Source organism: Acidovorax sp. LjRoot194, from assembly GCF_964253015.1.
GTDB lineage: Bacteria > Pseudomonadota > Gammaproteobacteria > Burkholderiales > Burkholderiaceae_C > Acidovorax.
Window position 1 is genome coordinate 3,143,148 of record NZ_CAXUQB020000001.1, and the last position, 21,862, is coordinate 3,165,009.

The 21,862-nt window shown below is 67.7% G+C and carries 12 protein-coding genes; 5 read left to right on the plus strand and 7 right to left on the minus strand.

Annotation, left to right across the window (positions count from 1 at the left end):
• Positions 1-34: 34 nt before the first annotated feature.
• The 4 genes from smc to ACSQ3N_RS14210 form a co-directional block, all read right to left on the minus strand.
• Positions 35-3,559 carry a chromosome segregation protein SMC gene (smc, locus tag ACSQ3N_RS14195; RefSeq protein WP_436146616.1) on the minus strand — a complete coding sequence of 1,175 codons (3,525 nt, stop codon included), beginning with the start codon at positions 3,557-3,559 and terminating at the stop codon, positions 35-37.
• A 286-nt stretch (positions 3,560-3,845) separates the two neighbouring features.
• Positions 3,846-4,934, minus strand: a complete 1,089-nt coding sequence (locus tag ACSQ3N_RS14200) for a GGDEF domain-containing protein (RefSeq protein WP_056165794.1) — start codon at positions 4,932-4,934, stop codon at positions 3,846-3,848.
• Between the two features lie 57 nt (positions 4,935-4,991).
• Positions 4,992-8,135 (minus strand): bifunctional diguanylate cyclase/phosphodiesterase, encoded by a 3,144-nt coding sequence (locus ACSQ3N_RS14205; protein WP_436146617.1) that lies wholly within the window; start codon positions 8,133-8,135, stop codon positions 4,992-4,994.
• A gap of 249 nt (positions 8,136-8,384) precedes the next feature.
• Entirely contained in the window at positions 8,385-9,872 is a 1,488-nt protein-coding gene (locus ACSQ3N_RS14210) for a short-chain fatty acyl-CoA regulator family protein (protein WP_436146618.1), read from the minus strand.
• A gap of 117 nt (positions 9,873-9,989) precedes the next feature.
• Between ACSQ3N_RS14210 and ACSQ3N_RS14215 the strand changes: the two genes are divergently transcribed.
• The 5 genes from ACSQ3N_RS14215 to ACSQ3N_RS14235 all read left to right on the plus strand — a co-directional run bounded on the left by ACSQ3N_RS14215 (position 9,990) and on the right by ACSQ3N_RS14235 (position 16,627).
• Entirely contained in the window at positions 9,990-10,379 is a 390-nt protein-coding gene (locus tag ACSQ3N_RS14215) for an acyl-CoA thioesterase (RefSeq protein WP_056165784.1), read from the plus strand.
• A 16-nt stretch (positions 10,380-10,395) separates the two neighbouring features.
• Entirely contained in the window at positions 10,396-11,559 is a 1,164-nt protein-coding gene (prpC, locus tag ACSQ3N_RS14220; RefSeq protein ID WP_056165780.1) for a bifunctional 2-methylcitrate synthase/citrate synthase, read from the plus strand.
• Between the two features lie 140 nt (positions 11,560-11,699).
• Complete coding sequence (gene acnD / locus ACSQ3N_RS14225; RefSeq protein ID WP_436147959.1) at positions 11,700-14,384, plus strand: Fe/S-dependent 2-methylisocitrate dehydratase AcnD; 2,685 nt, start codon at positions 11,700-11,702, stop codon at positions 14,382-14,384.
• Positions 14,385-14,563: 179 nt separating this feature from the next.
• On the plus strand, positions 14,564-15,754 hold the full coding sequence (gene prpF / locus ACSQ3N_RS14230; RefSeq protein ID WP_436146619.1) for a 2-methylaconitate cis-trans isomerase PrpF: 1,191 nt from the start codon (positions 14,564-14,566) through the stop codon (positions 15,752-15,754).
• A 9-nt stretch (positions 15,755-15,763) separates the two neighbouring features.
• Entirely contained in the window at positions 15,764-16,627 is an 864-nt protein-coding gene (locus ACSQ3N_RS14235) for an isocitrate lyase/PEP mutase family protein (RefSeq protein ID WP_436146620.1), read from the plus strand.
• 236 nt (positions 16,628-16,863) lie between these two features.
• Here ACSQ3N_RS14235 and ACSQ3N_RS14240 read toward each other — a convergent pair whose 3' ends face one another.
• From ACSQ3N_RS14240 to ACSQ3N_RS14250, 3 genes are all read right to left on the minus strand, one after another.
• A complete protein-coding gene (locus tag ACSQ3N_RS14240; RefSeq protein ID WP_436146621.1) occupies positions 16,864-18,129 on the minus strand; it encodes an HlyD family efflux transporter periplasmic adaptor subunit in 1,266 nt (421 codons plus the stop codon).
• A complete protein-coding gene (locus ACSQ3N_RS14245) occupies positions 18,126-20,255 on the minus strand; it encodes an ATP-binding cassette domain-containing protein (RefSeq protein WP_436146622.1) in 2,130 nt (709 codons plus the stop codon). Before ACSQ3N_RS14245 ends, ACSQ3N_RS14240 begins: the two co-directional genes overlap by 4 nt.
• 181 nt (positions 20,256-20,436) lie before the next feature.
• A complete protein-coding gene (locus ACSQ3N_RS14250) occupies positions 20,437-21,732 on the minus strand; it encodes a TolC family protein (RefSeq protein ID WP_436146623.1) in 1,296 nt (431 codons plus the stop codon).
• Between the last annotated feature and the right edge of the window lie 130 nt (positions 21,733-21,862).

Genomic DNA, 21,862 nt, shown 5'->3' on the forward strand with positions numbered 1-21,862 from the left:
TGGGGCAGGCGCACAGCGACATGGGGGCAGCAGCTCATGCTTCAGCCATCGACAGTGCGCTTTCCATGTCCACCGCCACAATGCGCGAGACGCCCTGCTCCTGCATGGTCACGCCGATGAGCTGCTCGGCCATCTCCATCGCGATCTTGTTGTGGCTGATGAACAGGAACTGCGTGCCCTTGGACATGCTGGACACCAGCTTGGCGTAGCGCTCGGTGTTGGCGTCATCGAGCGGCGCGTCCACCTCGTCCAGCAGGCAGAACGGCGCAGGGTTGAGCTGAAAGATCGCGAACACCAGCGCGATGGCCGTGAGGGCCTTTTCGCCGCCGGACAGCAAGTGGATGGTCTGGTTCTTCTTGCCGGGAGGCTGCGCCATCACCTGCACGCCGGAGTCCAGGATCTCGTCGCCGGTGATGATGAGCTTGGCCTGCCCGCCGCCAAACAGCTCGGGGAACATGCGCCCGAAATGGCCGTTCACCGTCTCGAAGGTGCCCGACAGCAGCTGGCGCGTTTCGCCGTCGATCTTGCGGATCGCGTCTTCCAGCGTGTTCATGGCTTCGGTCAGGTCGGCGGTTTGCGCATCGAGGAAGATCTTGCGCTCGCTGGCGAGCTTGAGCTCGTCCAGCGCGGCCAGGTTGACCGCACCCAACGCGGTGATCTCGCGGTGCAGGCGGTCGATCTCGCTCTGCAGGCCGGTCACGCGCACATTGCCGTCCGCAATCGACTGGGCGATGGCGTCGAGGTCGGCCTGCGCATCGGCCAGCAGCGTGGTGTACTGCTCCAGGCCCAGGCGCGCGGCCTGTTCCTTGAGCTGGAATTCGGTGATGCGGGCGCGCAGCGGGTCCAGGGCCCGTTCCAGCTGCATGCGGCGCTCGTCGCTGCTGCGCAGCTTGGTGGTGAGGTCGTCGTATTCGCTGCGCTGAGCGCCCAGGGCCTTTTCGCGCTCCATCTTCACGTCCAGGGCCTGCTGCAGCCCGCCCTGCGCGGCGGCGTCGGACAGGCGGGCCAGTTCGTCACGCGCGCGCTGTTGCTCGTCGGCCAACGCGGTCGCTTGCTGGGTGGCGGTTTCGATGGATCGGTTCAGCTCGCCGCGGCGCGCCTCCAAGCTGCGCTGGGAGAACGTGGCCTCTTGCGCCTGGCGCTCCAGCGCGCGCTGCTGCTCGCGGCAGGCGGCCAGCTTGCGCTCGGCCTCGATCACGCTGTCGCCCAGCTGGGCTTCGCGCTCCTGGCTGTGGGCCAGCTGCATGTCCAGCTCTTCAAAGCGGGCTTCGGCCGCCACGCGGCGTTCCTGCAGGTCGGCCAGTTGGGCCTCGACCTCGGCCAGGTCGGTGTCGATCTGCTGGCTGCGGGCGCGGGTCTGTTCGGCCAGTTGGGTGAGGCGCATGGTTTCCACCTGCAGCTCGTGCGCGCGGCCCTGGGTCTCGGTGGCCTCGCGGCGGGCGGCAACCAGGCGCTGCGAGGCGTCGGCATACGCGGCCTCGGCACGGACCAGCGCACTGCGTGACTCGTCGGCGATCAGGGCCTGGGCGCGCAGTTCCTTGTCCAGGTGTTCGATCTCCTGCGCGCGGGCCAGCAGGCCGGACTGCTCGGAGTCCTGCGCATAGAAGCTCACGCTGTGGGCACTGACCGAATGGCCGGTGGGCACGAAGACAACCTCGCCCGGCTGCAGACTGGCGCGGCGGTTCAGGGCCTCATCCAGCGTGGGCGCGGTGGTGCAGCCCTGAAGCCAGTCGGTCAGCACGGCACGCAGGCCGGCATCGTTCAGACGCAGCAGGTCCGACAGGCGGGGGTTCTGCGAGGGTGCGTCGGGCTGGCCGGCAGCCGGCGCGCTGTAGAACGCCAGCCGTGCGGGCGGTGCGTCGGTGCCGCCCGATCCGAGAAAGCCGCGCACCATGTCCAGCCGCCCGACTTCGAGCGCGCCCAGGCGCTCGCGCAGCGCGGCTTCCAGCGCGTTTTCCCAGCCCTTTTCGATGTGGATGCGGCTCCACAGGCCCTGCAAACCGTCCAGGCCGTGCTTGGCCAGCCAGGGGCGCAGCTTGCCGTCGGTCTTGACCTTTTCCTGCAGCGCCTTCAGGGCCTCCATGCGGGCCGACAGGTCGGCCTGGCGGGCGCTTTCGGTATTGACGGCCTGCTGGCGCGTGCGGCGGTCGTCGTCGAGCTGGGGCACGGACTCCTGCAGCTCGTGCAGGCGGGCCTCGGTGGTTTCGGCAATCTCCTGGGCTTCTTCGAGTTGCTCGCGCAGGTTGGTCAGGCGCGCTTCGTCAGGGGCGGCCAGTGCGTTGCGGTCGGTACGCAGCCGCTCGAAACGGCCATCGAGCTGGCGGCTTTGCTCGTCGATGCTGCGCTGCTCGGCGGCCAGCACGCCGATCTGCTGCTGCACCTGCACCACGCTGCCGCGCTGCTCGCTGGCACGGCTCTGGGCCTGGCGAAGGGCGTCTTCCAGGTCGGGCATCTGCATGGCCTGCTCTTCGACCTGCGCGGCCAGCATCTCGGCGCGCTCTTCGGCATCCACACCGGCACCGGCCAGATTCTCCAGTTCGATGTCGGCTTCTTCCTTGCGGGCCTGCCACTGTGCGATCTGCTCGGCCAGGGTGACGAGGCGCTGCTCCACGCGCTGGCGGCCTTCGACCACGTAGCGGATCTCGGCTTCGAGCTTGCCGACTTCGGCCGTGGCTTCATACAGCCGGCCCTGGGCCTGGTTGACCTGGTCGCCGGCCGCGTAGTGGGCCTGGCGGATGGTTTCGAGGTCGGACTCCACCGCGCGCAGGTCGGCCATGCGCGACTCGAGGTCGTTCACGGCCTGCAGGCCGTCCAGGCGCACCTTGGTCTGATCGGCTTCGGCGTCGGCGCGCTTCAGGAACCACAGTTGGTGCTGCTTGAGCGTGGCGTCGGAGTTCAGCGCGTTGTACTTGGCGGCCACTTCGGCCTGCTTTTCCAGCTTTTCGAGGTTGGCGTTCAGCTCGCGCAGGATGTCTTCGACCCGCGTGAGGTTCTCGCGCGTGTCCGACAGGCGGTTTTCGGTCTCGCGGCGGCGCTCCTTGTACTTGGAGACGCCCGCGGCCTCTTCGAGGAACAGGCGCAGCTCTTCGGGGCGCGATTCGATGATGCGGCTGATGGTGCCCTGGCCGATGATGGCGTAGGCGCGGGGCCCCAGGCCCGTTCCCAGGAACACGTCCTGCACGTCGCGGCGGCGCACGGGCTGGTTGTTCAGGTAGTAGCTGCTGGTGCCGTCGCGCGTGAGCACGCGGCGCACCGCCACTTCGCCGTACTGGCCCCACTGGCCGCCGGCGCGGTGGTCGGAGTTGTCGAACACCAGCTCCACGCTGGCGCGGCTGGCCTGCTTGCGGGTGGTGGTGCCGCTGAAGATCACGTCCTGCATGGACTCGCCGCGCAGCTCGCTCGCCTTGCTCTCGCCCAGCACCCAGCGCACCGCGTCCATGATGTTGGACTTGCCGCAGCCGTTCGGACCCACCACGCCCACCAGTTGGCCGGGCAGCATGAAGTTGGTGGGTTCAGCGAACGACTTGAAACCGGAAAGCTTGATGGAGGTAAGACGCACGGGTCAAGGGGCAGGCAATGAGGGGCGGGACTTCAGTGGCAAAAAGTGGTGCCGCAGGGGCGTTCCAGGCAAGGAGCGCACAGGCTGCGGCAAGGCCGGAATGATACCGCGCCGCCTGGGGGCGTCTCCCATGGTCGGCCGTTGGCAAGGCTGCACAGGTGCCCGGCCGGCCAATATTTGGCAAAAACAGCCTCTACCGCTTGATGGGCAAGCGCCAGCCGCTATCAATTTTGAATATCGCGGCGCCGGATCACTGCCCGGAATGCCGGCTGGCGCCAGCGGGCCATCAGGGCAGCACGCACACCTGGTTGCGCCCATCGGCCTTGGCTTGCAGCAGCGCCTGGTCGGCGCGCGCCACCGCCTCGGACAGGTGCTGCAGGCACGGTATCTCGCACACGCCAATGGACACCGACAGCGGCACCGGGTCGGTGAGGGCCGCCACGCTTTTGCGCAACTTCTCGGCCACGATGAGGGCGTCCTGCAGCGGCGTCTGCGGCAGGCACACCATGAACTCCTCCCCGCCCCAGCGCACCACCTCGTCGCCGCGGCGCAGGGCTTCCTGCAGCGTGCGGGCCACGGCCTGCAGGGCCTTGTCGCCCACGGAATGGCCGTGCTGGTCGTTGATGTTCTTGAAGCGGTCCAGGTCCAGCATCAGCAGCGAGGACGCCGGCTCGAACAGCGAGGTGCGGTACACGCGCCGGTCAATCAGGTCGAGGGCGTGGCGGTTGAGCAGGCCCGTGAGCGCATCGTGGTAGGCCGCGCGCTGCAGCTCGCTGCGCTCGGACGCCACGGTCATCAGCGATCCGAACAGCTCGGCCAGGGTGGCGAACAGGCTCACGCCCACTTCATCGAAGTAGCCGCCGCGGTCGGCGTACAGCACGAAAATGCCGCTGTAGCCGTTGAACGCAGAGCGGATGGGCAGCGCCACCACGTGGTGGATGCCGTGCTGGCGTGCCGCGTCGCGCCACGGGCCGAACAGCGAGAACTGCGACACCGTGAAAGGCTCGGCCGGTGCGCCGCTGTCCAGCGCCGAGAACGCCGGGCCGATGCGGGTGAGCAGATTGCGCTCGATGCACAGCGACTCGGCGTAGGCAGACGCCGGGCCGGCGAACACCTGCGGGCGGATGGTCTGCGTGTCGGACGGGCCGAACCAGGTCCAGGCCAGGCGGATGTGGGGCGTGATCTCCACGATGGCCTGGCAGATGCCGCGGATGATCTCCAGCTCGCCGCGGCCCAGGATCAGCTGTGCCGAGCGCTTGAGCAGCATCTCGGCGATGGCGGACTTTTCGCGCTGGGCGTCGAACGCGCCTCCCGGCGCGGGAGGCGCGGTGGATGTGGCGGACGAGGCAGCAGGCTTTTTCTTCAGCAGGAACATGGTCTGCGGATGTCTTCCTTGGCGGGCGGCTGCAGGGCTGCCGGGCGGGTGGCCCGGTCACGCAAGCTGCGATCCGGGGGCATTGGTAGTGCGCACCAGCGCTTCGAATTCGGCCGCCGGCACCGGCGGACTGAACAGGTAGCCCTGCCAGGCGTGGCATTGGTGGCGCTCCAGGAATTCGCGCTGGGCTTCCGTCTCCACCCCCTCGGCAATTACGCGCAATCCCAGGCTGGTACCCAGGGCGACCACGGTGCGCGCAATGGCGGCATCGTTGGGGTCGGTGAGCACATCGCGTACAAAACTCTGGTCGATCTTGAGCTGGTCCAGCGGCAACCGCTTGAGGTAGGCGAGCGAAGAATACCCGGTGCCGAAATCATCCAGCGAGAAACCCAGCCCATAACCCTTGAGTTGCCCCATCTTCTCGATGGTGTCTTCCACATCCTGCAGCAGCAGGCCTTCGGTCATCTCCAGCTTGAGCTGGTGGCCCGGCGCGCCCGAGCTGGCCAGCGCTGCGAGCACCTGCGCCACGAAGTCGCACTGGTGGAACTGGCGCGGGCTCACGTTCACCGCCAGGCTCAGCGCGGCCAGCTCGGGGTGCGCAGCCCAGGAAGCCAGGCGCTGGCAGGCGGCTTTGAGCACCCATTCGCCCAGCGGCAGGATAAGCCCCGTCTCTTCGGCCAGGGGGATGAAGTGCGCGGGCGAGACAAAACCGTCGCGCGGGTGGCGCCAGCGCAGCAGCGCCTCGGCCCCGGTGATGCGGCCCCGGTCGATCTGCGGCTGGTAGTACAGCTCGAACTGGCCCAGCGCCAGGCCGATGCGCATGTCGCGCTCCAGCGTGGCGCGGGCGCTCACGGCGGCCTGCATCTTGGGGTCGTAGTAGCGCAGCGTGTCGCGGCCGGCGCTCTTGGCCTGGTACAGCGCCAGGTCCGCGCGCTTGAGGAGTTCGTCCACCGTCTCGCGCGTGCCGCTGAAGACGGTCACGCCCATGCTCAGCGAGCTGTGGTGCGCGGTGCCGTGCAGCATGTAGGGCGCACGCAGCGCGGCCAGGATGCGCTGGCCTACCTCTTCACTGCGCGCGGCGGCTTCCTCGGGGTTGTCGCCCAGGTCTTCCAGCACCACCACGAACTCGTCGCCGCCCTGGCGGGCCACGGTGTCGTCCTCGTGCACGCATTCGCGCAGGCGCTGCGCCACCTGCAGCAGCAGGTGGTCCCCGCTGTCGTGGCCGCGGGTTTCGTTCAGCGTCTTGAAGTTGTCCAGGTCCAGCAGCAGCAACGCGCCGCTGCGGTGGTGCCGCGTGCTGGCGGCCAGCGCCTGCTGCAGCCGGTCCATGAGCAGGCGGCGGTTGGGCAGGCTGGTGAGCGGGTCGTAGTAGGCCAGGTTGTTGATTTCTTCCTCGGCCGCCTTGCGCTGGCTCAGGTCCTGCATGGTGACCAGGTGTCCACCCTCCACCTGCACGCCCGAGACTTCGACCGGGCGCTTGGTGCCGTCGCGGCAGGTGATGAGGTATTCGGCACCCGGAATGACGCCATCCACCCCGGCCGCGCGCTTGACCGCCGCGCGCCAGCTGTCCCGCACGCCTTCGCGCTCGGCCACGTTGGGGAAGGCGCGCTGCCACCAGAGGTCCACATCGGGCACCTCGGCCTCGGTGTACCCGCAGATTTCCACATACCGCTGGTTGCGAAAGCCGATGCGCCCGTCCGGATGGACAAGGCACAGACCCATGGGCAGGCGCTCCAGGATGCCGCGCAACCGGTGCTCGTTGGTGCGCAGCGTGTCTTCCATGAGCTTGCGCGAGGTGATGTCCTGCACCACGGCGATGTGGTTGTCGGGGGTGGCACCCGGCGACACGGTGAGGTCCGTCCAGACCACGCGGCCCTCTTTGTGCAGGTAGCGCTTTTCCAGCCGGTATTCCGGGATCTCTCCGGCCTTGAGCCGTTCGAGCTGCTGCACATCCGCCGCCAGGTCGCCCGGATGGGTGATGGATTGGAAGCTCATGGTGAGCATCTCGCCGGGCGTGTAGCCCACGATGTCCGCATAGCGCTGGTTCACGCGCAGGAACCGCCCCGTGGTGCTGTCCAGCATGGCCACGCCCACGCTGGCCTGGTTGAACAGCGCGCGAAAGCGCTCATCGCTTTCGCGCCGCGCATCGTCGGACGCCTGAGCGCGCACTAGCGCCATGGTGCGCTGGCGGACCAGCAGCCCCACGGTCGAGGCCAGCAGCAGCGAGACCAGCACCCCGCCGGCCCCCGCCAGGATGGGCAACCGGGCCTCGGACGCCGACAGGAACGAGCGCGCTGGCCGGAACGTGAGCCGCCAGCGGCGGTCGTGCACCAGCAGGTCGCGCACGAAGGGCTGCGAATCCGGCAGGGCCGCAGACGACTGCGTGAGCAGCGTGCGCACCGTGGCATCGGTGGACCCCGCACGCACCGACCCGTGGTCGGCCATCGCAATGGAGATGCCATTGAGCAAGCCCTGGCTGCCCAGCGCCTGCACCAGGTCGTACACCCGGATGGTGGAGGCCACCGCGCCCACAAAGCGTGGCTCGGGCGTGCCGGCGGTGTAGTCGAACACCGGCACGCGGATCACGAAGCCTGGGCGGTGCGTTTCTTCCTGCAACAGATCAAACGGCGCGGACGCCACGGTGTGCCCGCTGTCGCGGCTGTACTGCATGGCCGCCAGGTTGGTGGGCTGCGCGCTGATGTCGAGGCCCAGCACACCCTCGTTGCCGGACATGGGCCAGAGGTATTCGGCCACGAAGTACTCGGCACGGTCTCCCGGCGGGCGGATGGCGAAGTCGGGGTAGCCGTTGGCTGAGATGGACCGGTCGGCCCGCACCCGGGCCTCGTAGGCGGCGCGCTCGGAGCCCGGCACCCAGCGGGTGAACGACAGGTTGCGCACGCCGGCGTAGCGCTGGCCCACCTCCAGGTCGCTGGCGGCGCGCTCGAACTCGGCGCGCGTGAGGTGGGGGTTGGCAGTGAACAGCCCGCGCAGGCCGTTGACGACCTCGGTGTGCCCCTCGATGCGCTGGCCCAGCGCATCGGCGAACGACCGGGCCTCCTGCACGAACCGCGCCTGCCCGACCTGGGCCACGGCCTGGGACTGCTGCCAGGCCAGCCACAGGCTCAGCGCGATACCGAGCGTGGCCACACCTATCCCGGGCAACCAATGCCGGTAGCTACCTGAATAGGTGAAGGAGGACATGGTTTGCGGGCTGGGCAGGCGTGTTCGACGAGGGCTTCGCGGTGGCCGGATCGGAGGCTGGGACCTGTGGTAACAGCGCAGGATAGCTGCAATCTCACGGGCTTTTGGAGCCCGGAAAGTGATAACAACTGGTTACCGCCCATTATTGAGACAAAAGAGCGTCCACCGCAATACGGTCATGCGCAAGGCGCTATGAATTCATGAGCAAACTGCATAGACGCCGCACCAATGCATCGTCAGCCCAAGGGTCTACCCTGCCCCCGCGGTGGCAGCCACCGGGTAGGGCGCGAACCGGCTGCGGTTCTCGTTCACATCCAGCGCCCGGCCGATGGGCGGAAAGGCGCGCTGCGGGCAGGCCGGCCGCTCGCAGACCTTGCAGCCCATGCCGATGGGGACGGCCGCGTCGGGGTTGGCCAGGTCGAGCCCTTGCGAATAGACCAGCTGCGGCGCGTGCCGCACATCGCAGCCCAGCGCCACGGAAAACTCCTTGCCCGGCAAGCCCCACCCCATGCCGCCGCGCGACACGGTGCGCGCCACCCACAGGTAGGCCCGCCCGTCGGGCATGCGGGCGATTTGCGGCACGATGCGGCCCGGCTGGGCGAACGCCTCGTACACGTTCCACAGCGGGCAGGTGCCGCCGATCTTGCTGAAGTGAAAGTGGGTGGCCGACTGGCGCTTGCTGATGTTGCCCGCCCGGTCCACCCGGATGAAGAAAAACGGCACACCCCGCGCGCCGGGCCGTTGCAGGGTGGACAGCCGATGGCACACCGTCTCGAAACCCACGCCGAACTCGTGGCCCAAGCGGTCGATGTCGTAGCGCACCGCCTCGGCCGCGCGCAAGAAGGCGGTGTAGGGCAACACCAGCGCCCCGGCGAAGTAGTTGGCCAGGCCGATGCGCGCCAGCGCCCGCGCCTGGTCGCTCGACAAGCCCGCCGCGTCCGCGAGCCGCGCCAGTGGCGGGCCCATTTCCAGAAACGCCAGCTGCGTTGCCATCTGGAAAGCGCGCTGCCCGGGCTCCAGCCCGGCCGCGAGTTGCAACACGCCGGAGCCGGGCTCGAACACCCGCTGGGCCTGGCCCGGCAGATCGATCGCGCTCACCACCCGCACCCCGTGGGCCTGCAGCAGCCGCTGGGCCAGCGCCTCGCCCGCGCGGCCCGGCTGCAGGGCCCATTCGGCGGAGCAACGCTCGGCCGCATCGTCCAGCTCTGCGATGTGGTTCTGGCGCGCGAAGAAGAAGTCGCGCACTTCTTCGTACGCCATGGGCAGGTGGCCGCCCGCCAGCGGCGGCGCCGCCGCCGCGCCGCGCTCGTCGCCCAGGCCCCACTGGGCGTTCTGGGCGCTCAGCGCCTCCAGCCGCTCCAGGGCCTGGCGGTGGCGCTGGTGCAGCGCCAGCAGCGTGCGGGCCACTGCCGGCATGCCGGCGGCCAGCTCGCGGATCTCGGCCAGCGACACGGCGTCGCCCGCGCCCTCGCCGCCCAGGCCCGCGGGCAGGTCGGACAGCACCTCGCGCAGGCCGGTGATCAGGCGCGCCTCGTCATCGTCCGAAAAGCGCTGCACATCCACGCCGAACACCGCGTTGATCTTGAGCAGCACCGGCACGGTGAGCGGCCGCTGGTTCTGTTCGAGCTGGTTGAGGTAGCTCGCCGACAGGTCCAGCGCGCGCGCCAGCGCCACCTGGGTCATGCCCCGCTCCTCGCGCAGGCGGCGCAGGCGCACGCCCATGAACGTCTTTTTCATCGATTGGCCTCGGCAACAAATAACTTCGCAAAATTTGCAATCTGCAGGGATTTCATTCGCAAACATTCGCCAATTCAGCCCTTCTGCAGGGCCGCTATTGTGCGTAGATTGCGAAGCATGACAACCCCCAACGGCACCCTGGAGCTCACGGAAATCATCTTTCCCGAGCACGCCAACCACTACGGCACCCTGTTCGGCGGGCATGCGCTGCTACTCATGTCCAAGGCGGCGTTTCTGGCTGCCCGCAGCGCGGCCGGCAGCAACGTGGTGATGGCCGGCGTGAGCGACGTGCGATTCGTGGCGCCCGTGGGCGTGGGCCATGTGCTCACCCTGCGCGCCTGGGCGACGCGGCTCGGGCGCAGCTCGCTCACCGTGTGCGTGGCCGGCTTCGCGCAGGCGCTGGGCTCGCCCGCCGAAGAGGTGCTCCAGGGGGTGTTCGAGATGGTGGCGGTGGATGCCAAGGGCCGCCCCGCACCCATCGCCCATGCCTATCTGGCACCACAGTGACACCCCAGGAGACCCCATGACCATGGAAACAACGACCCCTACCGCAGGCTTCAAGCCCAAGAAATCCGTCGCGCTGTCGGGCGTGACTGCCGGCAGCACTGCGCTGTGCACCGTGGGCCGCACGGGCAACGACCTGCACTACCGGGGCTATGACATCCTCGATATCGCCGACGTCTGCGAATTCGAAGAGATCGCCCACCTGCTGGTGCACGGCAAGCTGCCCACGCGCGCCGAGCTCAAGGCTTACAAAACCAAACTCAAGGCCCTGCGCGGCCTGCCGGCCAGCGTGAAGGACGCGCTGGAAAAGCTGCCTGCCAGCAGCCACCCGATGGATGTGATGCGCACCGGCGTCTCGGCCCTGGGCTGCGTGCTGCCCGAAAAGGACGACCACAACACGCCCGGCGCCAGGGACATCGCCGACCGGCTGCTCGCCTCGCTCGGCTCCATGCTGCTGTACTGGTACCACTGGAGCACCCAGGGCAAGCGCATCGACGTCGAGACGGACGACGACTCCATCGGCGCCCACTTCCTGCACCTGCTGCATGGCACCCGGCCCGGCGCGGCCTGGGAGCGCGCGATGCACACCTCGCTCAACCTGTATGCCGAGCACGAGTTCAACGCATCGACCTTCACCGCGCGCGTCGTGGCGGGCACGGGCAGCGATGTGTATTCGTGCATCACCGGCGCCATCGGAGCACTGCGCGGCCCCAAGCACGGCGGGGCCAACGAGGTAGCCTTCGAGATCCAGAAGCGCTACGACAGCCCGGACGAGGCAGAGGCCGACGTCCGCCGGCGCGTGCAGGCCAAGGAGGTCGTGATCGGCTTCGGCCACCCGGTCTACACCGTGAGCGACCCGCGCAATGGCGTCATCAAGGGCGTGGCGCGGTCCCTGTCCGAGGAGGCGGGCAGCACCAAGATGTTCGACATCGCCGAGCGGCTCGAGTCGGTGATGTGGGAGGCCAAGAGCATGTTCCCCAACCTCGACTGGTTCAGTGCGGTGAGCTACCACATGATGGGCGTGCCCACCGCCATGTTCACGCCGCTGTTCGTGATCGCGCGCACGAGCGGCTGGGCGGCGCACATCATCGAGCAGCGCCTGGACAACAAGATCATCCGCCCCAGTGCGCATTACACCGGGCCGGACAATCTGCCGTTTGTGCGGATCGAGGACCGTGTTTGACAGCCATGAGCGCTGCATCGTCTCCCTCTCCCTCTCCCTCTCCCTCTCCCTCTCCCTCTCCCTCTCCCGCGAGGGGAGAGGGGAATCGAAAGACAGTGACGAACTGACAGGTATTTGAAGCCGAGCGACACAACACCATGATGAACACCCGACATCGCCGGCCCTTGCCCGGCACCGCACTGGACTACTTCGACGCCCGCGCGGCCGTCGATGCCCTCACGCCCGGCGCGTGGGCCACCCTGCCCTACACATCGCGTGTGCACGCCGAGAACATCGTGCGCCGGGCTGACCCGGCCATCGTGGACGACTGCCTGCGCCAGCTGATCGGGCGCCGGCGCGAGCGCGACTTTCCGTGGTTTCCGGCGCGTGTGGTGTGCCATGACATCCTGGGCCAGACCGCGCTGGTGGACCTGGCGGGCCTGCGCGACGCCATCGCGGCCGCGGGTGGGGACCCCGCCCAGGTGAACCCCGTGGTGCCCGTGCAACTGGTCGTGGACCATTCGCTGGCCGTGGAATGCGGCGGGTCCTACCCCGGTGCATTCGCAAGAAACCGCGCCATCGAAGACCGCCGCAACGAAGACCGCTTTCACTTCATCGAGTGGACGAAAAAGGCCTTTTCCAATGTGCAGGTCATCCCCGCAGGGAACGGAATCATGCACCAGATCAACCTGGAGAAGATGTCGCCCGTGGTCCATGCCGACAACGGCGTGGCCTACCCCGACACCTGCGTGGGCACCGACAGCCACACGCCGCACATCGATGCGCTGGGCGTCGTTGCCATCGGCGTCGGCGGCCTGGAGGCCGAGAACGTGATGCTGGGCCGCGCGTCGTGGATGCGTCTGCCGGAGATCGTGGGCGTGCAGCTCACCGGCCAGCGCCAGAGCGGCATCACCGCCACCGACGTGGTACTGGCGCTGACCGAGTTCCTGCGCCGGTCCAAGGTGGTCGGCGCCTACCTGGAGTTCTACGGCGAGGGCGCCGCTAGGCTCACCATCGGCGACCGCGCGACCATCTCGAACATGGCGCCCGAGTACGGCGCGACCGCGGCCCTGTTCAGCATCGACGACCAGACGCTCGAGTACCTGACGCTCACGGGCCGCACGCCGGTCCAGGTCCGTCTGGTGGAGACCTATGCCAAGGCCGCAGGCCTGTGGTCCGACACGCTGAGCGATGCGGTGTACGAGCGCACGCTGAGTTTCGATCTGTCCAGCGTCGTGCGCAACATGGCGGGCCCGTCCAACCCGCACGCGCGCGTGGCCACCAGCGACCTGGCGGCCCGCGGCATCGCCCGCGCATGGCAGATGCCGGCGGCCCACGAAGGCACCCTGCCCGATGGCGCCGTGGTGATTGCCGCCATCACAAGCTGCACCAACACCTCCAACCCGCGCAATGTGATCGCGGCGGCGCTGCTGGCGCGCAACGCCCGCCGCTTGCGCCTGGCGCGCAAGCCCTGGGTGAAAACATCGCTCGCCCCCGGCTCCAAGGCCGTCGAGCTGTACCTGCAGGAAGCAGGCCTGCTGCAGGACCTGGAACACCTCGGCTTCGGCATCGTGGGTTTTGCCTGCACCACCTGCAACGGCATGTCGGGCGCGCTCGACCCCGCCATAAGGCAAGAGATCATCGACCGCCAGCTGTACGCGACCGCCGTGCTGTCGGGCAACCGCAACTTCGACGGCCGCATCCACCCGTACGCCAGCCAGGCCTTCCTGGCCTCGCCGCCGCTGGTGGTGGCCTATGCGATCGCGGGCACGGTGCGCTTCGACATCGAAAACGACGTGCTGGCGGTGGTGGACGGCCGGGAGATCCGCCTCCGAGACATCTGGCCGAGCGATGCAGAGATCGACGCCGTGGTGAAAGGCGCCGTCAAGCCCGCACAGTACCGCGCCGTCTACGAGCCCATGTTCGCGATCCGCGCCGACACTGGCGACGCGGTGAGCCCGCAGTACGGCTGGCGCCCGGAGTCCACCTACATTCGCCGCCCGCCCTACTGGGACACCGACGGCGTGGGGGCCCTGGCGGCCCAACCGCGCACGCGCCAGGGCATGCGCCCGCTGGCCATCCTGCCGGACAACATCACCACCGACCACCTCTCGCCGTCGAACGCCATCCTGCGGGACAGCGCAGCCGGCGAGTACCTGCACCGCATGGGCGTGCCCGAGGAAGATTTCAACTCCTACGCCACGCACCGCGGCGACCACCTGACGGCCATGCGGGCCACGTTTGCCAACCCCACGCTCCGAAACGAGATGGCGCGCAACCCCGACGGCAGCGTGCAGCCCGGGTCGCTGGCCCGGGTGGAGCCCGAAGGCCAGATCCTGCGCATGTGGGAGGCCATGGAGACCTACCTGAACCGCCGCCAGCCCTTGATCATCATCGCCGGCGCCGACTACGGCCAGGGCTCCTCGCGCGACTGGGCCGCCAAGGGCGTGCGCCTGGCGGGTGTGGAAGTGGTGGTGGCCGAGGGCTTCGAGCGCATCCACCGCACCAACCTGATCGGCATGGGGGTGCTGCCCGTGGAGTTCCAGCCCGGCACGAACCGGCTGACGCTGGGCCTGGATGGCACCGAGGTCTATGGCGTGGAGGGGCTGTGCACGGCGCGGGCTGACTTGACGCTGGTGGTGCGGCGCCGAAGCGGCGAGGTGCTGCGGGTGCCTGTGGCCTGCCGGCTGGACACGGCGGAGGAGGTGTCGGTGTATGAAGCGGGGGGCGTGCTGCAGAGGTTTGCGCAGGATTTTCTGGAGCGGGGTGGCGGTGGTGCCTCGGCCCCCTCTCCCCAACCCCTCTCCCGCGAGGGGAGAGGGGCTTCCCTGGATAAGCACGGCTGACGATCATTGGCTGGGCGCACTTCAATCATCCGAGAGAACATCCCGAACAACACCAGCGCCATGCACCCCTCCCCTCTCCCCTCGCGGGAGAGGGGCCGGGGGAGAGGGGGCCTCAGCGCAACCACCAACCCATTGGCAAAGCCCACACGCCCTCCCCGCAAACGTAGACCCGCCACCCCATGACACCCTCCTCACCCCAACTCAAAATCCCCGCCACCTACATGCGCGGCGGCACCAGCAAAGGCCTCTTCTTCCGCCTGGACGACCTGCCCGCCCTGGCCCGCCAGCCCGGCGCCGCCCGCGACGCCATCCTGCTGCGCGCTCTGGGCAGCCCGGACCCGTACGGCAAGCAGATCGACGGCCTGGGCAATGCGTCGTCCAGCACCAGCAAGGCCGTGATCCTGTCGCGCAGCCTGCGGCCCGGGCATGATGTGGACTACCTCTTCGGCCAGGTGTCCATCGACCAGCCGTTCGTGGACTGGAGCGGCAACTGTGGCAACCTCTCGGCCGCCGTGGGCCCCTGCGCCATCCACATGGGGTTGATCGATGCAGCGCGCATCCCGAGCAACGGTGCCTTGGACGTGCGCATCTGGCAGGCCAACATCGGCAAGACCATCGTGGCGCATGTGCCGATCGCGAACGGGCAGGTGCAGGAGACCGGGGACTTCGAGTTGGACGGCGTGACCTTTGCAGCGGCCGAAATACCACTCGAATTCATGGACCCCGCCGACGGTGCGGAAGGCGCGGGATCGATGTTCCCTACCGGCAACGTGGTGGACACGCTGGAGGTACCAGGTGTCGGCAGCTTCCCCGCCACGCTGATCGACGCGGGCATTCCCACCATTTTTCTCAATGCCCACAACCTGGGCTACGCCGGTACCGAGCTGCAGGACGCGATCAACGGCGACGCCGCGGCGCTCGCACGCTTCGAAGCCATCCGCGCCCACGGCACGCTGCGCATGGGCCTGGTCCGCGAACTGGAGGATGCCGCCACCCGCCAGCACACGCCCAAGATCGCGTTCGTGGCGCCGCCCGCGGCCTACACCGCCTCCAGCGGCAAGCGCATCGAAGCACACGACATCGATCTGCTGGTGCGTGCGCTCTCCATGGGCAAGCTGCACCACGCGATGATGGGGACCGCCGCGGTGGCCATCGGCACAGCCGCCGCCATCCCTGGCACGCTGGTCAACCTGGCAGCGGGCGGTGGGGCGCGCAACGCGGTCCGCTTCGGGCACCCCTCGGGCACGCTGCGCGTGGGCGCCGAGGCCACGCATCACGGTGGCCAATGGACGGTGACCAAAGCCTTGATGAGCCGCAGCGCCCGCATTCTCATGGAAGGGTGCATTCGCATCCCCGCCGACTGCTTCTGACACACCCTTATGAACACCAAACAACAACTCAAGGCCCTGGCCGAAGCCCGCCGGGGCGTCATCGTGCCAGGCGCGTTCAATGCCCTGTCCGCCCGTGTGGTGGCCGACCTGGGGTTCGAGGCGCTCTACGTCACTGGCGCAGGCGTCACCAACATGTGGTTCGGCCTGCCCGACCAGGCGTTCATGGGCCTCACCGACATCGCCGACCACACGGCACGCATCCGCGACGCGGTGGAGCTGCCGCTCATCGTCGATGCCGACACGGGCTTCGGCAACGCGCTCAACACGTACCACGCGGTGCGCACGCTGGAGCGCGCGGGTGCCGACTGCATCCAGCTGGAAGACCAGGTCTCGCCCAAGCGCTGCGGGCATTTCAACGGCAAGGAGGTGATCCCCACCGACGAGATGCTGGGCAAGATCAAGGCCGCCGTGGACGCGCGCCGCGACCCGGGCACCCTGATCATGGCGCGCACCGACGCCTGCGCCACCCAGGGTTTCGAGGCGGCGGTCGAGCGCGCGCAGCGGTTTGGCGAGGCGGGGGCCGACATCCTGTTCGTGGAAGCCGTCACCACGGCCGACGAGATCCGCGCCCTGCCCCGGCGCCTGGCCGACCGGCCCCAGCTCATGAACATGGTGATCGGCGGCAAGACGCCCATCTTCAGCGCCGACGAGCTGGCGGGCCTGGGCTACGGGCTGGTGCTGTACGCCAACGCGGCATTGCAGGGCGCAGTGGCCGGCATGCAGAAGGTGCTGACCGTGCTGCGCGACGAGCGCCGTGTGGATGAGGACCCCGCGATGGTGGCGCCGTTTGCCGAACGCCAGCGGCTGGTGTGCAAGCCGCAGTGGGATGCGCTGGAGAAGAAGTACGAGTAAAAATGGGCGCTATCGCTTGCCCAACAAGCGCAACCAGCTACATATTTAATAGCAAACCCTACCGTACCCTGCCGCTGCCTGCAAGCCCTCTCGCGCGGTGCCGCGATGCCGCGGTGCCGCTGTGGCGGCGCATGCCCGCAGTCTCTTGAATGCGCCAGCGCGCCACACCAAAGGCAGCGCTCGGCAACCCGCCCCGGTGACGGGAGCCGCGGGAGCCGTCACCGTCACCTTCACCTTCACCGCTCACCCATCGATTGCGACAACGTCTTGGTCAGGGGCTTGGTCAGGTAGCTCAACACCGTCCGCTCCATCGCCTTGATGTCGACGGAGGCCGTCATGCCCGGCCTGATCTTGACGTCGCTGCCCTTGGTGAACTCCTTGCCCCGGATGCGGATCTGCACCCGGTAGTAGGGCTCCATCTTGCCCTGGCGGTTTTCCTCCAGCGTGTCGGGGCTCACGTAGAAGACCTCGCCCTTCATGGTGCCGAAGATCGAGTAGTCGTACGCATCGAGCTTGACGCTCGCGACCTGCCCTATTTCCACGAAGGCGATGTCGGCGGTGTTGATCTTGGCCTCCAGGATCAAATCCCCGCCGGTGGGCACGATTTCCATGATGACGTCGCCGGGCTTGACCACGGCACCTGCGGTCGTCAACTGGATGCTCTTGACCTGGCCGCCCAGCGGAGCGAACAGTTCGGTGTGCTCCATCACCTGCTTGCGGTCGCGCACCTGCTCGACCTGTGTGTTCAGTTCCTCCTGGGCCTTGGTCATCTCCGCCTGCGAGTCCTGGAAGTACTTGTTCCGCTTGTTGGCGATCTGCGCCTGGATCTCGGCGACCATGCGCTTGAGCCGCAGCACGTCGGCCAGGCTCACGTCGCCGGTGGCCACCAGTTTCTGGTTCATGTCCAGTTCCTGTTTGGCCAAGTCCATCGCGCCGCGCAGCGAGGCCACGTCCTCGTCAATCGCCTGCTTGCGCCGCTCGTACAGCGCACGCTGGTTGCGCACGAATTCAGGGTAAGCCAGCAGCTCTGCATCGAAATTCAAGGGCTCGCCATAGACCTCGGCGCGCAGGCGCACCAGGGCGGACCGAAGAGCGGCCACCTTGGACTGCGCGTCGTCCACCGCGGCTTCCGCCCTGGCCTTTTCCAGGGTCACCAGCAGTTGCCCCGCCTTCACATCCTCTCCCTCGCGCACGTGCAGGCGGGTTACCACGCCCGGGTCTACCGCCTGGATGACCTGCGTGCGGGCGCTGGCGATCACCTGGGCCTGTGCGCGCGTCACCTGGTCGATCTTGGAAACTGCGGCCCAGGTCACAAGTGCCACGATGCCGACCATCGCGACGCGCAGCGTCCAGCGGGACCGGCGTTGCGGTGCCAGCACGTCTGCGATATCTGCGTGGGCATGGGCATGTACGTCAGCGGCACGCTGTGGTTGTGGTTGAGGTTGTGGCACCGCCATGCCACGGGCGGGTGCCTGGGCGTCCATCATGGGTTCGATCTTCATGCGGTGACCACCTGCACACCTTGCGCGGCCGCGTCGGACGGCTGCACGGACACGGGCTCTGACGCCTTCTTCAAGCGCATCAGCACGGCATCCCGGGGCCCGTCCATCACGACCTTGTGGCCGGACACGACAACGATCCGGTCCACCAGGGGGAGCACGCTCGACTTGTGGGTGACCACGATCAGCGTTTTGTCCACACCCGCCTCCTCTCCCAGTACCGACAGGCACCGCTTTTCCTGTGCCAGATCCATGTTGGCCGTGGGCTCGTCGAGCAGCAGCACGGCCGGCTGCGTCAACAGCAGGCGCGTGAAGGCCACCAATTGCCGCTGCCCGCCCGACAGCCCTTTGCCCCCTTCGTGGATGGGCAGGTCCAGCCCACGCGGATGGCCCGCCACGAACTGGATCAGGCCGGACCGCTGCAAGGCCATCTGCATCGCGTCGTCGCCTGGGTCGGGCATGCCGATGAGCAGGTTTTCGCGCAAGGTGCCGTGGAACAAGCGGTGCTCCTGCTGCAGGTAGCCGATGTGCTGGCTGATGACCTGCTGGTTCACCTGGGCCATGTCCAGGCTGTCGACCAGCACCCGGCCCGACGTAGGCCGGTACAGGCCGGCCAGCAGCTTGAGCAGCGACGACTTGCCCGAGCCGATGGGCCCGATCACCGCTACCTTTTCGCCGGGCTGAATCGTCAGGCTCTTGATAGAGACGGCCGGGGCATTCTTGCCATAGGCAAACGCCACATCCTGCAGCACATAGTGGCCCTGCAGCTTCTGGGGCACCAAGGGACGCGGTACGCCATGGTTGTCAGCCTCCAGCGCGTAGAGCTTTTCAAGCGAACGGGTGGCCGCCTGCGCATGGGCATGCTGGACGATCAGGCCCGGCAGCGCCACCAGCGGCGCCATGATGCGGCCACCAATGATCGAGCAGGCGATCAACGCCCCCATCGTCATGCCCCCATTGATGATGACCCAGGAGCCGAGCATCACGATGCCGACGTAGCTGAACTGCTGGAGCGTGGCTGCGAAGTACCCCGCGCCCTCGCTCACATGGCGCATGTCCCGGTCTTGCCGGATGGTGTCGCTGTTGACCGCAATCCAGCGCGAGAGGAACTTCCAACTGCCCACACCCGCCTTGATGGTCTCGGCGCCTTCCACCACCTCGACCAGCAAGCCGGTCTTGCGGCTCGCGGCCGACAACCCCTGGCTGGCCAGCGCGTTCACGCGCCGGTGCCGGCTGACACCCACCACCAAGGCCATCAACCCGCACACCAAAGGCACCAGTGCCACCAGCGGGTGCCCGATGACCATCAGCACTGCCAGGAACAACAGCGCCATCGGAAAGTCCACCAGCGCAAACAGCGTGCTTCCGGTGTAGAACCCGCGGACTTGCTCGTACCCCCGTATCTGCCCTGCCAGGCTGCCGACCGAGCTGGGCAGCTGATCGATGCGCACGCTGAGCAAACGCTGGAAGATGTCCCGGGACAAACGGCTGTCCAGGCCGGCCGTGAGGGAATCCATGACGCGGGATCGCGCGAACTTCATCGCCGTCTCCAGCAAGATGGCCAGCAGCACGCCGATGCCAAGGATGATCAGGGTGTATTCGCTGCGGGTGGGAATGACCCGGTCGTAGACCTGCATCGAAAACAGCGAGATGGCCAGTGCCAGCAGGCCCATGAACACCGACGCCAGAGCGGCCTCCACCAGCACGCCCCGGTATGGGCGCAGCGCATTCTTGAGCACGGCCTCGAACGTGTCGGACTGCGCGGCGGCGCCCCGCTGGCGCATCGCCACCATCGCGGAGTGGGTCAGCGCGGCCTCGTCCACGGGGCGGGTGCCATCGGCAAACTCGACCACCCACCGCTGCTGCGGGTCGCGGTCCACCACCACGCCCCATCCCTCGCTTTTCGTTTTGCACAGCAGCGGCAGCATCACCCGGTCGGGGTGGTTCATCATCACGGGCGCGGACCAATCGAGGCTGGCGCACACAGCAGTCACGCCCGACATGGAACCCGGCCGTCCATGCCGTTCCACGGCGGCACGCAGGCGCATCACATTGATGCTGACGCCCTGTAACTGGGCCAGGCGTTCAAAAGCCCATGCCAGGGAATGCTCTATGGGGTTGTTATTCATGGAAAACGCACCTGGACCTTGCCGCACACGGCATCACACGCATCACGTGCATCACTGGAACCGAAAAAAACGAGCCTGTTGCGTACACACGGAACTCGTGGCCATGTGGCAGACAGGTTGAAAAAGGAAAAGAATGACCAACGCGCGCAGTGCCACCGAATCTGCAGGACAGACCGCACGATCACGGCGCACTCTGCTGCCAATCCAGATCGCCACGCACCACCTGCAGGCGGTAGTAGGCTGCCAGCAAGGCCGCGCGCGCGTCCACCAGCGCCAGGCGGTTGTCGCCCCCCTCGCGCACGGTGTTGAGAACTTCCTGCCAACTGCGCTTGCCCGCGATGAACAGCCTTTCGTTCGACACCAGCACGTCCGTGGAGGACCCGACGGCGGTCGCCAAGGCATCGGCGCGCATCTGCGCGCTGGCCATGTTCTCCAGATCGGTGCGCATCTGTTCGTTGAGCTCGCGCTGCGCGGTCTCTGCCGCAAACAATTGCCCCTGCGCCCGCTCAGACGCTGCCCGACTGGTGGCCAGCGAGGACAAGCCCGCGCCGGGCTGGTATCGCACACCGACGAAGACGCTGCGCTCACCCGGCACCGCCGCACCACCGGCTCTGTATTGCGCCCTCAAATACACCTCGGGCCCGAGCCCTGCCCGCTGCACGTCGGCCTGGTACTGCACCACCCGTGCCCGCTCCCGCGCTTTGCGCACTGAGGGGTGCACGTCGATGGCATCGTCGATCTGCCGGCCCAGCGCATGCCGGGTTTCCGATGCGGTCGTCGCCAGTGCCGCCAGGGGTTGCTCTGCGTCCCATGCGGCATCGCTTTCGGGCTCGTGCCCGACCAGCTGGCGCAGGCGGTTGCGGGACAACGTGCGCGCCGTGCGCGTCTGCTGCAGGTCGACCCGCGCCTGAAACGTCCGCCATTCCAGCAGCGTGAATTCGATCTGGGGCGAGACCTGTGCGTCGACACGCCGGCGCATCATCGCCTTGTAGCGCTCGAGCTGGTCGATGGTCCGGCCCGTCTCTTTGATGCGCTCGTCGGCCTGCACCATCGCCACCCACGAGTCCACCACCTTGATCGCCAGCTGGTACTGGACATCTTTCTTCTGGGCCACCTGCAGCGCCTCCTGCGCCCGGGCCATATCCCGCTGCGCATCCAGGCGCCCGCCCGTCCAGAGCGGCTGCTCCAGGCTGAGCTGTGTGGACAGGCGTGGGGTGTTGGACGAGGTCTGGGCAGCCAACGTGGGGTAACGCTGCCAATCCGCGGCAGACACATCCTCCTTGGCCGCCCGCACGAAGGCAGACTCCATCCGTACCGAAGGATGCAGTTCCACTGTCTGCCGGATCAGGTTCAGCAACACCGGCGACATGGTGGGCTGCGCGAGCGCTACTCCCCCCATGTGAAGGCACAGGGCCAGGCCCACGCCCCTGCACCCACGCAGTGCGGCCCCGGCCACCAAGGCACTACTCTTTTTCAATCCACACTCACTTGTTTGTTGATCTGCCAATTTCTTGTGTGCTGGCTTGCGCCCATTCGCACTGGACAGGGCGCAAGGGAATCCATGCACAGAGAAGAAATAGCCACGGACCTGGTGGCCCGTGGCTTTG

Excerpts from the sequence above, each read along its gene's own strand:
- ACSQ3N_RS14210 (WP_436146618.1), bottom strand. The coding sequence starts at position 9,872 with ATGAAAAAGACGTTCATGGGCGTGCGCCTGCGCCGCCTGCGCGAGGAG.
- ACSQ3N_RS14200 (WP_056165794.1), bottom strand. The coding sequence starts at position 4,934 with ATGTTCCTGCTGAAGAAAAAGCCTGCTGCCTCGTCCGCCACATCCACC.
- acnD (WP_436147959.1), top strand. The coding sequence starts at position 11,700 with ATGAACACCCGACATCGCCGGCCCTTGCCCGGCACCGCACTGGACTAC.
- prpC (WP_056165780.1), top strand. The coding sequence starts at position 10,396 with ATGACCATGGAAACAACGACCCCTACCGCAGGCTTCAAGCCCAAGAAA.
- ACSQ3N_RS14240 (WP_436146621.1), bottom strand. The coding sequence starts at position 18,129 with ATGAAGATCGAACCCATGATGGACGCCCAGGCACCCGCCCGTGGCATG.
- prpF (WP_436146619.1), top strand. The coding sequence starts at position 14,564 with ATGACACCCTCCTCACCCCAACTCAAAATCCCCGCCACCTACATGCGC.
- ACSQ3N_RS14245 (WP_436146622.1), bottom strand. The coding sequence starts at position 20,255 with ATGAATAACAACCCCATAGAGCATTCCCTGGCATGGGCTTTTGAACGC.
- ACSQ3N_RS14205 (WP_436146617.1), bottom strand. The coding sequence starts at position 8,135 with ATGTCCTCCTTCACCTATTCAGGTAGCTACCGGCATTGGTTGCCCGGG.
- ACSQ3N_RS14215 (WP_056165784.1), top strand. The coding sequence starts at position 9,990 with ATGACAACCCCCAACGGCACCCTGGAGCTCACGGAAATCATCTTTCCC.
- ACSQ3N_RS14235 (WP_436146620.1), top strand. The coding sequence starts at position 15,764 with ATGAACACCAAACAACAACTCAAGGCCCTGGCCGAAGCCCGCCGGGGC.